Genomic DNA, 12,351 nt, shown 5'->3' on the forward strand with positions numbered 1-12,351 from the left:
GATTCATTGTGAAATCGGACCAACTGATTGAGCGTCTCGCGGCTGTGTTTGCATTGATCGTACTGGTGGGCGGTTCCCTGCTGGTGCTGGCGCCGTTTACGACCGCGCTGCTATGGGGCGCGATTCTCAGCTATAGCTCGTGGGGCTTGTATCGGCGGTTGACTGCAGCAGTTGGCGGTCGGCGCAAGTGGGCGGCGATGCTGATCGTGATCATCATTCTGATCGTGCTGCTTGGTCCGTTCGTCTATGCGGGCTTCGCGTTTGGCGCGCACGTTCATGACATCGTCGCGCTGGTCCAAAGACTTTTCGACGCCGGCTTGCCTGATTTGCCGCCGTGGGTCGGGCGGATTCCGCTGGTTGGTTCAAGTATCGAGGCGTTCTGGGAGCGCTTGACCAGCAGCAATTCCGAACTGATTGCGCAGACGCGTGCGCTGGCGGCGCCTGCTGGTAAATGGATATTGGCGGCGGCGATTGCTGTTACGCATGGGCTGGGGCTGTTGGCGCTGAGTATCGTGCTGGCGTTTTTCTTTTATACCGGAGGCGAGGGTGCGGCTGCGTGGTTGAATGCAGGTATGCGGCGTATTGCCGGCGAACGGGCCGACTATCTGCTGGCGCTCGCGGGCAGCACGGTTAAGGGCGTCGTCTACGGAATTCTCGGTACGGCGCTTGTGCAAGGCGTTCTGGCGGGCTTTGGATGCTGGATCGCTGGTGTGCCGGCGCCGGCGCTGCTTGGGCTTGCGACCTTCTTCCTGTCGGTGGTGCCGGGCGGCCCGGTTGTCGTTTGGCTACCTGCTGCAATCTGGCTATATCACGGCGGCGCGACGGGGTGGGCGATCTTCCTGGTCATTTGGGGTGTGCTGGTCGTCGGCATGTCTGACAATGTCATCAAGCCAATCCTGATCGGCAAGAATAGTGACATGCCGCTAATCCTGGTGATGTTGGGCATCTTGGGCGGCGCGTTTGCTTTTGGGTTCCTCGGCGTTTTCATTGGCCCGACTTTGCTGGCGGTTGCTTATACCGTGCTGCACGATTGGACGATCGGCGCACAGGGCGCGCGAGCCCTGGCTCCCGACACGAAAGCACCCGTCGTCGATGAGCCGGGCCGCATAGAAAAGACGCCTTAAATAAATTTCAGATAAAGGCTTGCAAGCCCCGGTTTGGGTCGCTAGAATCTCGCTCTTTCGTGCTTCGGATACCGGCGCACGGGGAGGCGGGAGAGCCAGCAATGGCGGGGGTTTGCGGTGTGTCGGGCAGGTTCGGTAAGTTAAAAAAACCTGTTGACGACGTAGCGAAAGTTCTTCATAATCTCGTTTCTCTGCTGCTGATGCAGCGACGCAGAACGAAGCGGTGCCGGGTGGTTGAAGTTGAGGTGTCCGGTGCTGGTTTGGTAGTGAATGCGGACTCGATCTTTAAAAATTAACAGCCGATAAGTGTGGGCGCTTGATGCGCGACGCGCGGTGGAATCTACGGATTCTGCCGACAAGCGAAAGTATCAAGTCTCACACTAGTATTAAAGGAAGGTTTTCCCATCTTCGGATGGGATGATCATTCGTCAGTACGTTGAGTGAGCGACCGGTTTCGAAAGAGACCGAAAAACAGTAACAGGTTTGAACTGAAGAGTTTGATCCTGGCTCAGATTGAACGCTGGCGGCATGCCTTACACATGCAAGTCGAACGGCAGCACGGGAGCAATCCTGGTGGCGAGTGGCGAACGGGTGAGTAATACATCGGAACGTGTCCTGTAGTGGGGGATAGCCCGGCGAAAGCCGGATTAATACCGCATACGCTCTACGGAGGAAAGGGGGGGATCTTAGGACCTCCCGCTACAGGGGCGGCCGATGGCAGATTAGCTAGTTGGTGGGGTAAAGGCCTACCAAGGCGACGATCTGTAGCTGGTCTGAGAGGACGACCAGCCACACTGGGACTGAGACACGGCCCAGACTCCTACGGGAGGCAGCAGTGGGGAATTTTGGACAATGGGGGAAACCCTGATCCAGCAATGCCGCGTGTGTGAAGAAGGCCTTCGGGTTGTAAAGCACTTTTGTCCGGAAAGAAAACCTCTGGGTTAATACCCTGGGGGGATGACGGTACCGGAAGAATAAGCACCGGCTAACTACGTGCCAGCAGCCGCGGTAATACGTAGGGTGCAAGCGTTAATCGGAATTACTGGGCGTAAAGCGTGCGCAGGCGGTCCGCTAAGACAGATGTGAAATCCCCGGGCTTAACCTGGGAACTGCATTTGTGACTGGCGGGCTAGAGTATGGCAGAGGGGGGTAGAATTCCACGTGTAGCAGTGAAATGCGTAGAGATGTGGAGGAATACCGATGGCGAAGGCAGCCCCCTGGGCCAATACTGACGCTCATGCACGAAAGCGTGGGGAGCAAACAGGATTAGATACCCTGGTAGTCCACGCCCTAAACGATGTCAACTAGTTGTCGGGTCTTCATTGACTTGGTAACGTAGCTAACGCGTGAAGTTGACCGCCTGGGGAGTACGGTCGCAAGATTAAAACTCAAAGGAATTGACGGGGACCCGCACAAGCGGTGGATGATGTGGATTAATTCGATGCAACGCGAAAAACCTTACCTACCCTTGACATGTATGGAACCCTGCTGAGAGGTGGGGGTGCCCGAAAGGGAGCCATAACACAGGTGCTGCATGGCTGTCGTCAGCTCGTGTCGTGAGATGTTGGGTTAAGTCCCGCAACGAGCGCAACCCTTGTCCCTAGTTGCTACGCAAGAGCACTCTAGGGAGACTGCCGGTGACAAACCGGAGGAAGGTGGGGATGACGTCAAGTCCTCATGGCCCTTATGGGTAGGGCTTCACACGTCATACAATGGTCGGAACAGAGGGTCGCCAACCCGCGAGGGGGAGCCAATCCCAGAAAACCGATCGTAGTCCGGATCGCACTCTGCAACTCGAGTGCGTGAAGCTGGAATCGCTAGTAATCGCGGATCAGCATGCCGCGGTGAATACGTTCCCGGGTCTTGTACACACCGCCCGTCACACCATGGGAGTGGGTTTTACCAGAAGTGGCTAGTCTAACCGCAAGGAGGACGGTCACCACGGTAGGATTCATGACTGGGGTGAAGTCGTAACAAGGTAGCCGTATCGGAAGGTGCGGCTGGATCACCTCCTTTCTCGAGCTAACGTGTCAAACGTTGAGCGCTCACGCTTATCGGCTGTGAAATTAAGACAGATACGCAGACAGACTCAGGGGTCTGTAGCTCAGTTGGTTAGAGCACCGTCTTGATAAGGCGGGGGTCGATGGTTCGAATCCATCCAGACCCACCACTGTTTCTGCGGTGGCTGCAGCTAACCGGTGAAGACTCCGGGACTATCAGATTGCGTTATCTGCATGACTGGGGGATTAGCTCAGCTGGGAGAGCACCTGCTTTGCAAGCAGGGGGTCGTCGGTTCGATCCCGTCATCCTCCACCAATCTTCAATGCGCAGGGTTCTGTGTTTAAAGGCACAGAGCGTTTCGCATTGGCGATTGAGCCAGTCAGAGTGATACGCGGTTATAGCAACTGCGATATCGGCTGTCGTTCTTTAACAATCAGGAAGAAGTAGTAAAGAGATTCACGAAAGCATACTTAGAGATGGGTGTGCGAGTAGGTGAATCAGGGTTGTGATTGTATCAATGTATGAAAAGGTGATCGAAAGATTGCTTTGGAATACGGCGCAACACGAATACTCAACCTGTAACGATGTGAGGAGCGCTGCATCCCCAGTGGATGCGGCATGAGACACACCCGTTATAGGGTCAAGCGAACAAGTGCATGTGGTGGATGCCTTGGCGATCACAGGCGATGAAGGACGCGGTAGCCTGCGAAAAGCGGTGGGGAGCTGGCAAACGAGCTTTGATCCACCGATATCCGAATGGGGAAACCCACTCCTTATGGAGTATCCATGACTGAATACATAGGTCATGCGAAGCGAACGCGGTGAACTGAAACATCTAAGTAACCGCAGGAAAAGAAATCAACCGAGATTCCCAGAGTAGTGGCGAGCGAAATGGGACCAGCCTGTACTCTTTATCTTCATTGTTAGTCGAACGCTCTGGAAAGTGCGGCCATAGCAGGTGATAGCCCTGTAGACGAAAACAGCGAGGAAGAACTGGGTGTACGAGAAGTAGGGCGGGACACGTGAAATCCTGTCTGAAGATGGGGGGACCATCCTCCAAGGCTAAATACTCGTGATCGACCGATAGTGAACCAGTACCGTGAGGGAAAGGCGAAAAGAACCCCGGGAGGGGAGTGAAATAGATCCTGAAACCGCATGCATACAAACAGTCGGAGCCTCGCAAGGGGTGACGGCGTACCTTTTGTATAATGGGTCAGCGACTTACATTCAGTGGCAAGCTTAACCGATTAGGGCAGGCGTAGCGAAAGCGAGTCCGAACAGGGCGTTCAGTCGCTGGGTGTAGACCCGAAACCAGGTGATCTATCCATGGCCAGGATGAAGGTGCGGTAACACGTACTGGAGGTCCGAACCCACTAACGTTGAAAAGTTAGGGGATGAGCTGTGGATAGGGGTGAAAGGCTAAACAAACCTGGAAATAGCTGGTTCTCTCCGAAAACTATTTAGGTAGTGCCTCGTGTATCACCTTCGGGGGTAGAGCACTGTCATGGTTGTGGGGTCCATTGCGGATTACTACGCCATAGCAAACTCCGAATACCGAAGAGTGCAATCACGGGAGACAGACATCGGGTGCTAACGTCCGGTGTCAAGAGGGAAACAACCCAGACCGCCAGCTAAGGTCCCCAAATATTGCTAAGTGGGAAACGAAGTGGGAAGGCTAAAACAGTCAGGAGGTTGGCTTAGAAGCAGCCATCCTTTAAAGAAAGCGTAATAGCTCACTGATCGAGTCGTCCTGCGCGGAAGATGTAACGGGGCTAAGCAATATACCGAAGCTGCGGATGCACATTTATGTGCATGGTAGGAGAGCGTTCCGTAAGCCTGCGAAGGTGCATTGAAAAGTGCGCTGGAGGTATCGGAAGTGCGAATGCTGACATGAGTAGCGATAAAGGGGGTGAAAGGCCCCCTCGCCGTAAGCCCAAGGTTTCCTACGCAACGTTCATCGGCGTAGGGTGAGTCGGCCCCTAAGGCGAGGCAGAAATGCGTAGCTGATGGGAAGCAGGTTAATATTCCTGCACCATTGTTAAATGCGATGGGGGGACGGATCGCGGAAGGTTGTCCGGGTGTTGGAAGTCCCGGTCGCTGCGTTGGAGAAGGCACTCAGGCAAATCCGGGTGCGCAATTCAAGGGCGTGGCGCCATTCACTTCGGTGAAGAAGCAACTGGAAGTGGTTCCAAGAAAAGCCTCTAAGCTTCAGTTTAACAAGACCGTACCGCAAACCGACACAGGTGGGCGAGATGAGTATTCTAAGGCGCTTGAGAGAACTCGGGAGAAGGAACTCGGCAAATTGGTACCGTAACTTCGGGATAAGGTACGCCCCTGTAGCTTGACTGGCCTGCGCCAGAAGGGTGAAGGGGTTGCAATAAACTGGTGGCTGCGACTGTTTAATAAAAACACAGCACTCTGCAAACACGAAAGTGGACGTATAGGGTGTGACGCCTGCCCGGTGCCGGAAGATTAAATGATGGGGTGCAAGCTCTTGATTGAAGTCCCGGTAAACGGCGGCCGTAACTATAACGGTCCTAAGGTAGCGAAATTCCTTGTCGGGTAAGTTCCGACCTGCACGAATGGCGTAACGATGGCCACACTGTCTCCTCCCGAGACTCAGCGAAGTTGAAGTGTTTGTGATGATGCAATCTCCCCGCGGCTAGACGGAAAGACCCCATGAACCTTTACTGTAGCTTTGCATTGGACTTTGAACCGATCTGTGTAGGATAGGTGGGAGGCTATGAAGCGTGAACGCCAGTTTGCGTGGAGCCGTCCTTGAAATACCACCCTGGTTTGTTTGAGGTTCTAACCTTGGCCCGTGATCCGGGTCGGGGACAGTGCATGGTAGGCAGTTTGACTGGGGCGGTCTCCTCCCAAAGTGTAACGGAGGAGTACGAAGGTACGCTAGGTACGGTCGGAAATCGTGCTGATAGTGCAATGGCATAAGCGTGCTTAACTGCGAGACCGACAAGTCGAGCAGGTGCGAAAGCAGGTCATAGTGATCCGGTGGTTCTGTATGGAAGGGCCATCGCTCAACGGATAAAAGGTACTCTGGGGATAACAGGCTGATACCGCCCAAGAGTTCATATCGACGGCGGTGTTTGGCACCTCGATGTCGGCTCATCTCATCCTGGGGCTGTAGCCGGTCCCAAGGGTATGGCTGTTCGCCATTTAAAGAGGTACGTGAGCTGGGTTTAAAACGTCGTGAGACAGTTTGGTCCCTATCTGCCGTGGGCGCTGGATATTTGAAGGGGGCTGCTCCTAGTACGAGAGGACCGGAGTGGACGAACCTCTGGTGTACCGGTTGTCACGCCAGTGGCATCGCCGGGTAGCTATGTTCGGAAGAGATAACCGCTGAAAGCATCTAAGCGGGAAACTCGCCTTAAGATGAGATATCCCCGGGGCTTCGAGCCCCTTGAAGGGTCGTTCAAGACCAGGACGTTGATAGGTCAGGTGTGGAAGCGCAGTAATGCGTTAAGCTAACTGATACTAATTGCCCGTAAGGCTTGATCCTATAACAGGTGTGTTTCGTGTCCGGTTAGCGTTAGTGCTTCAGCACTTACGCGGACCCCACCCCCGAAGGGGGGACGGACACCACGCACGGTTGAGTGATCAGTGTTGTGCCAGAAACAACACAACCCGCACGTATTGAACGTGTTGCGAGAGGCATCCTCTCAGCTACTTCTTCCAGATTGGTTGTGCCGCCCTCAAGGGCGACACGACAACAAGTCATGCCTGATGACCATAGCGTGTCGGTACCACCCCTTCCCATCCCGAACAGGACCGTGAAACGACTCCACGCCGATGATAGTGCGGATTCCCGTGTGAAAGTAGGTAATCGTCAGGCTCCCTAGCAGCAACAGAAACCCCACCAGAACGGTGGGGTTTCTGCGTTTACGGCGCGTGAAAACACTGCAGCACAAGCACCCCCATCGCCGCAGCATGCACGCGCGTACTCTATTCCTACCCTCTAGCACTCCACCTCTTGCCTTCTTCGTAAGCAGCCGGTGAAGGCACCTTGCCTGGCGCGCGCGGAATCTATAGAGCGCGTGCGGAAGGTTTCCATCGATGAGGCAGCAACTCGTCGATGTCAGCGGCGCGATGTGTTGGCAGGCGCATGAGCACGTCCTTCAAATAGGCGTGCGGGTCATGCCCGTTCAGTTGTGCCGAACGGATCAGGCTCATGATGGCAGCGGCACGTTTGCCGGCGCGAAGTGAGCCGGCAAACAACCAGTTTTTTCTCCCTGTCGCCCAGGGACGGATCTGGTTCTCAATCCAGTTGTTGCACATCGGCACATGTCCATCGTCTAGATAGCGCGTGAGCGCCTCCCAGCGATTGAGGCTGTAGTCGAGGGCTTTCGCGATCGCCGAGCCTTCTGGAACCAGGCGCCGCTGCGCACTCATCCAAGCATGCAGGGCATCCATCACCGGTCTCGAACGGGCCTGCCGCAGCGCACGCCGTGCATCGGGATCAAGTGCGGCCGCTTCATCTTCGATCTCGTACAGCGTGCCGAAGTACTTCAGCGCCTGCCCGGCGATTTCGCTCTGATGGTTCACATCCAGGTCGAAGAACGCGCGCCGCGCGTGCGCGGCACAGCCGATTTCCGTGACGCCCCGGGTGAAGCTTTTCTTGTAGCCGCTATAGTCGTCGCACACCAGCTTGCCCTGCCAGTCGCCCAGGAATGCGCGCGCATGCTCGCCAGCGCGGCTGTCAGCGAAGTCGTATATCACCGCCTTGAGCGAGCAGTATTGCGTCGTGGCATACGCCCAGAGATACGCGCGGTGCGTCTTGCCTTTGCCCGGACTGAGCATCTGCACAGGTGTTTCATCAGCATGCAGCACAAGCTCACGCAGAAGGTGTTCGCGCAAAGCGTCAACCAGCGGCTGCAGTCGCACGCCGCACACGCCCACCCAGTCACCCAGCGTCGACTGCGGGATCGCCAGCCCCGCGCGGGCGCAAATGCGCTCAACCCGGTACAGCGGCAGATGATCGGAGAATTTCGACACCAGCACCCAGGCCAACAGCGCGGCCGTGGGAATGCCCTTGTCGATAACGTGTGCAGGCACGGGTGCCTGCGTCAGCGTCTCGCATTGACGGCACACCCACTTGCCGCGGATATGCCGCTCGACTGTGAACACGCCCGGCGTGTAGTCAAGCTTCTCGCTGATGTCTTCGCCTATACGCTCAAGCGCGCAGCCGCAGTTGCACGTCGTGGTATCGGGATCATGATGAATGTCGGTGCGTGGCAGGTGCGCCGGCAACGCGGCGCGTCGGGGACGTTGACGTGATTTGCGCCCGGGCGTCTCAGGCCGAAGCTGCTCAAGCTCGGCTTCGATGGCCGCCAGATCCGTATCGATCGCCTCGTCGAGCAGGCTCATCTGCTCCGTATTGAGCTGCTCGCTGCGTTTGCCAAACTGTTGCCGTTTGATGATCGAGAGCTCATGCGTGAGCTGGTCGATGCGGGTTTGCCGATACTGCAGCTCCCGTTCCTTCTCACCGACTTCGCGTTCCCTGTGCGCGAGCTGGACGGCCAGCTGCGCGGCCAATGTGCGAAGCTGGTCGGGGCTGAGCGTGGTGAGATCGGGCAGGTCCATGACACCGAGTCTGCCAGACACGCCACGCATCAGAAAGCGGAACTGTTAACGTCCGCGTTGGCCTCACACCACGGTAATGGCGTGATCGCTTGCCAGTGTGCGCCACGGCAGTCCCGTGACCAGTGCCCGTAACTGTTCCTCATTCAGCGGCAGTGAAACGCACTGCTCGCCGTTGCTCCAGACGAAGCGCCCGCGATTCAGGCGCCGGGTGGCCAGCCAGATCCCCAGGCCATCGTAGACCAGCACCTTCATTCGTGTTGAATGCCGGTTGGCAAACAGATAGGCATGGTGTGGGCGCACCGCGCCGAACACCTTGACCACGCGCGCGAGCAGTGTATCGGCGCCCACGCGCATGTCCACGGGTTCGGTCGCCAGCCAGATAGCGTCGATGCGGATCATCGCAGCCATCCCTGTAACCATGCCGCGCAATCGCCGGCCGCCGACAGCGGCCAGTAGAGCGTCATCATGGCCCCGCCGCGGCGCACCTCGATCCTGATCTCACCCCGATCAGTCGCGACGGCTGGCGTTTGCAGTTGTAGCGGCACGAATGCCGCCGCCGGTGGCGGCTGCGCTTCGTCCGCAGCCGGCTGGCCACTCGTACGCTGTCGCGCGGCCACCACCCACCGGCGCAGCAGATTCGCGTTCAGGCGGTAATGCAGCGCCACCGCGGCGATGGACACGTGCGGTTGCATCGCCGCCCGCACCACCATCTCCTTGAATTCCCTGCTGTGTTTGCGGCGCTCTATTGCCGGTACCACTCCATCATCAATCCGATCATTGTCCGCCATCGTGTACACGTCTCCATCACGTTTTTGATGGACACGATGCTCCTATGCACAGACGACAGATTTCAATATGACTTCACCGGACCCTTACCCTTCTTCTAGGCACCGCGCCGGAAAGCCAGAATTTCCACGCGGCATAAAACTTCGAACACGCACTGCATCACCGCATCACCATCCATTAGTCTCTCTGCGCGCATCCTGCCGCATCTCCCTGCCTTAACTTTCATCTCAGAATACTGTATAAATATACAGTGAAACCCGTCCCTTATGCTTGCCCGATGCTGGGCAGGGCGGAGCATTCCCTATTGAAAGAGCGTCTCTATGGCAGCAGCAATTCAGTTCGCGACGAACGCGTTGTCGTCGCAATTGCGGCGGCAGGTGTGGCAGGGCAATGAGCTTGCCGAGGCTGACTCGCGAGTCATTTCCAGCGGCTATGCGGCGCTGGATCAGCTTTTGCCGGGGCAAGGCTGGTCGGCCGGCGGCCTGACGGAGTTATTGATCGAGCATGGTGGGGTTGGCGAAGTACGCCTGCTGGCCCAAGCGCTTAGGCATCTGACGGTACAAGCCGAACAGCACGTCATGCTCGTAGCGCCCCCTTATCAACCCTGTGCTGCAGCGCTGCGTGCCTGGGGTGTCGATGTCGAGCGAGTCTTATGGGTGCGTTCGAGCGAAGATCAGGCGCTATGGGCGGCTACTCAGGCATTGAAGCAGGATGGTATCGGCGCGGTGCTGGTATGGCTGCCGAAAGCACGTGCCGATAAGGTCCGGCGTCTGCAGGTGGCGGCTCAGGAGTCGGCATCGCTGGCATTTTTGATCCGGCCTGTCGAGGCCGTCGCGCAATCTTCGCCAGCACCATTGCGAATGACCTGCGAGCCACTCTTGCCGCCCAACGCGCAGACGATCAATCGCCGTCAATGGCTGCAGGAGATCGGTATGTCGATCGACATCTTCAAGCGCCGCGGCCCGCCACTGGCTGAACCTTTGCGCCTCATTTTGCCGTTACAAAGCGTCTTGTTGCCGGAACAGAGAATCGGCAGCAATCAGGGACGAGAGATCAAACATGTTGTGGATCGCAGTCACATTGCCACTCTTGTCGCTGGAAGCGGTGAAGCCTCTCGTGCCGCTCCTGGATGGCTCGCCCGCGAAGCCGAATCGGCGTGAGTTGGGCGAAGAGTCAAGCCGCGCTCCGGGTGCCGAAGGTGCTGACGGAGGGCGTTGTTATGCGCTGGCCGATCATGCGCATATCCTGATGCCGGACTTCGACGCTTTAGCTGCCGGTGTACACGCGGGTCATTCGCGCTCGTATGCGTTGGCGTTGGCGCCGGGTCTTAAACTGCTTACCGCCGATGCTGCCCGCGAAACGCAGGCATTTGAAGCAATGGCCCTCGCTCTGCTGACGTACACACCCAAGGTGTCGCTCGCTCATGCGCACACTTTGCTGCTGGAAGTCGGTTCCGGTCTGAGGTTGTTCGGCGGCTTGCGTGCGTTGTTGTCGCGCGTGTCCGACACGCTGTCCGAATTCGGTTATACGACGCGGATCGCCTGTGCGCCGACCGCGTGGGGCGCGTGGTTGCTGGCACAAGCGCGCGCCGATCGGCAGGGGCGTCGTTGGCACGTCGTGAAGGACACTTCGCTCGCACGCGTTCTCGACGGCTTATCCGTCTCGCTGCTACCGGTTGCACAGGCGCATCGTGATGCATTCACGCATGTCGGCTGCGCGACGCTGGCCGAGTTGCGCCAGTTGCCACGAGCGGGCATTGTGCGGCGTTTCGGCAGTGGCATCCTGGATCTGCTGGCGCAAGCATACGGTTCACGCGCAGACCCGCGCGAATCGTTTCGTGCGCCGGCGTCGTTTCATGCACAACTGGAGTTGCCGTCGCGAGTCGACAACGCCGACGCACTGCTATTTGCCGCGCGTCGGCTGATCGTGCAACTGGCCGGCTGGCTGAGCGCGCATCATGCGGCGCTCAGTGGTTATACGTTGCTGCTCGAGCATGAACTGGCGTCCCGTCATGCACCGAAGACATCGAATTTGAAGGTCGCGTGGGCCATACCGTCGCGCGATGCCGAGCATCTGATCTGGTTGTTGCGCGAAAAGCTGAACCAGACCGTCCTGGTGGCGCCGGTGATCGAGTTGAAACTGGTCGCGGACCAGATTAGCGAACATGCTGGGCAGTCGGACACCTTGTTTCCGATGCCTGAGTCGGATGGCGACTCGATTGCACGCCTGCTCGAACGATTGAGCGCGCGTTTGGGGGCGGAGAATGTGCTGCAGATGTCGGTGCAGGACGATCATCGGCCGGAGCGGGCAATGCGTGTCGAGGCTTATCAGGCGCAGGCGTTTTCACGCAAGAAGCGTTCGCCGGCGAAAGCCAGGGCAAAAATCAAAGCGGATAAAACCTGGCTGACCGATGAGTTGCAGCATGCGGCATCGGAAGACGAGGCTCACGCAGACGGCGACGCGGTGGCACAAACTGCACTCATAACGTGCGGGCCAGACGAAGCGGTTGACGATCAGAACAGCCGCCCGCTTACCACGCAGCCGGACGCCGCGCAGGCTCCGCTCGATCTCGATCTGCCCGACAGCGTGTTGCCGTCGCAGCCAAGACCTGTCTGGATGCTCGACAAGCCGCTGCGTCTGATGATGCGCGACCAGCGGCCGATCTATCGTCGGCCGCTAAAAATGCTCACACGTACCGAACGGATTGAAGCCGGGTGGTGGGACGGCAACCGCGTCGAGCGGGATTACTACGTCGCGGCCGACGATCGCGGCCATATGTTCTGGGTGTACCGCGAGCGCCTGAGCGGCGAGTGGTATCTGCAGGGTTTGTTCGGCTGAGCAC

Annotated in this window: 6 protein-coding genes, 2 tRNA genes and 3 rRNA genes; 8 read left to right on the top strand and 3 right to left on the bottom strand. The window is 57.7% G+C overall.

The features are described from left to right. The first annotated feature begins 8 nt into the window (after positions 1-8). The 6 genes from PQR27_RS05110 (at position 9) to rrf (ending at position 6,975) form a co-directional block, all read left to right on the top strand. Positions 9-1,124: an AI-2E family transporter gene (locus PQR27_RS05110; RefSeq protein ID WP_408522636.1), complete on the top strand. Its 1,116-nt coding sequence runs from the start codon at positions 9-11 to the stop codon at positions 1,122-1,124. A gap of 485 nt (positions 1,125-1,609) precedes the next feature. Continuing rightward, a 16S ribosomal RNA gene (locus PQR27_RS05115) occupies positions 1,610-3,140 on the top strand. 77 nt (positions 3,141-3,217) lie between these two features. Continuing rightward, a tRNA-Ile gene (locus PQR27_RS05120) sits at positions 3,218-3,294 on the top strand. Positions 3,295-3,364: 70 nt separating this feature from the next. Then, a tRNA-Ala gene (locus PQR27_RS05125) sits at positions 3,365-3,440 on the top strand. A 323-nt stretch (positions 3,441-3,763) separates the two neighbouring features. Beyond that, positions 3,764-6,642, top strand: a 23S ribosomal RNA gene (locus tag PQR27_RS05130). Between the two features lie 220 nt (positions 6,643-6,862). After that, positions 6,863-6,975 (top strand): 5S ribosomal RNA (gene rrf / locus PQR27_RS05135). The 16S, 23S and 5S rRNA genes sit together here with 2 tRNA genes alongside, the layout of an rRNA operon. 191 nt (positions 6,976-7,166) lie before the next feature. On the opposite strand, the gene tnpC is transcribed toward rrf, so the two are convergent. The 3 genes from tnpC to tnpA form a co-directional block, all read right to left on the bottom strand. Continuing rightward, entirely contained in the window at positions 7,167-8,723 is a 1,557-nt protein-coding gene (gene tnpC / locus PQR27_RS05140; protein ID WP_408522637.1) for an IS66 family transposase, read from the bottom strand. A 63-nt stretch (positions 8,724-8,786) separates the two neighbouring features. Continuing rightward, the gene (gene tnpB, locus PQR27_RS05145) at positions 8,787-9,122 is read right to left on the bottom strand and encodes an IS66 family insertion sequence element accessory protein TnpB (protein WP_408522638.1); all 336 of its coding nucleotides are present in this window, start codon (positions 9,120-9,122) and stop codon (positions 8,787-8,789) included. Beyond that, positions 9,119-9,511 carry an IS66-like element accessory protein TnpA gene (gene tnpA / locus PQR27_RS05150; protein WP_408522639.1) on the bottom strand — a complete coding sequence of 131 codons (393 nt, stop codon included), beginning with the start codon at positions 9,509-9,511 and terminating at the stop codon, positions 9,119-9,121. The genes tnpB and tnpA overlap by 4 nt, the downstream gene beginning before the upstream one ends. 318 nt (positions 9,512-9,829) lie before the next feature. Here tnpA and imuA point away from each other — a divergent pair, with 318 nt between their 5' ends. Next, entirely contained in the window at positions 9,830-10,669 is an 840-nt protein-coding gene (gene imuA, locus PQR27_RS05155; protein ID WP_408522640.1) for a translesion DNA synthesis-associated protein ImuA, read from the top strand. Next, positions 10,569-12,347, top strand: a complete 1,779-nt coding sequence (locus PQR27_RS05160; protein ID WP_408522641.1) for a Y-family DNA polymerase — start codon at positions 10,569-10,571, stop codon at positions 12,345-12,347. Before imuA ends, PQR27_RS05160 begins: the two co-directional genes overlap by 101 nt. The last annotated feature ends 4 nt before the right edge of the window (positions 12,348-12,351 follow it).

Origin of the sequence: Paraburkholderia fungorum (genome assembly GCF_046027215.1) — a bacterium.
Classification (GTDB): Bacteria; Pseudomonadota; Gammaproteobacteria; order Burkholderiales; family Burkholderiaceae; genus Paraburkholderia; species Paraburkholderia fungorum_D.

What these genes read in the sequence shown, in the direction of transcription:
- tnpC (WP_408522637.1), bottom strand. Translation starts at nt 8,723, where the DNA reads ATGGACCTGCCCGATCTCACCACGCTCAGCCCCGACCAGCTTCGCACA.
- tnpB (WP_408522638.1), bottom strand. Translation starts at nt 9,122, where the DNA reads ATGATCCGCATCGACGCTATCTGGCTGGCGACCGAACCCGTGGACATG.
- tnpA (WP_408522639.1), bottom strand. Translation starts at nt 9,511, where the DNA reads ATGGCGGACAATGATCGGATTGATGATGGAGTGGTACCGGCAATAGAG.
- PQR27_RS05160 (WP_408522641.1), top strand. Translation starts at nt 10,569, where the DNA reads ATGTTGTGGATCGCAGTCACATTGCCACTCTTGTCGCTGGAAGCGGTG.
- imuA (WP_408522640.1), top strand. Translation starts at nt 9,830, where the DNA reads ATGGCAGCAGCAATTCAGTTCGCGACGAACGCGTTGTCGTCGCAATTG.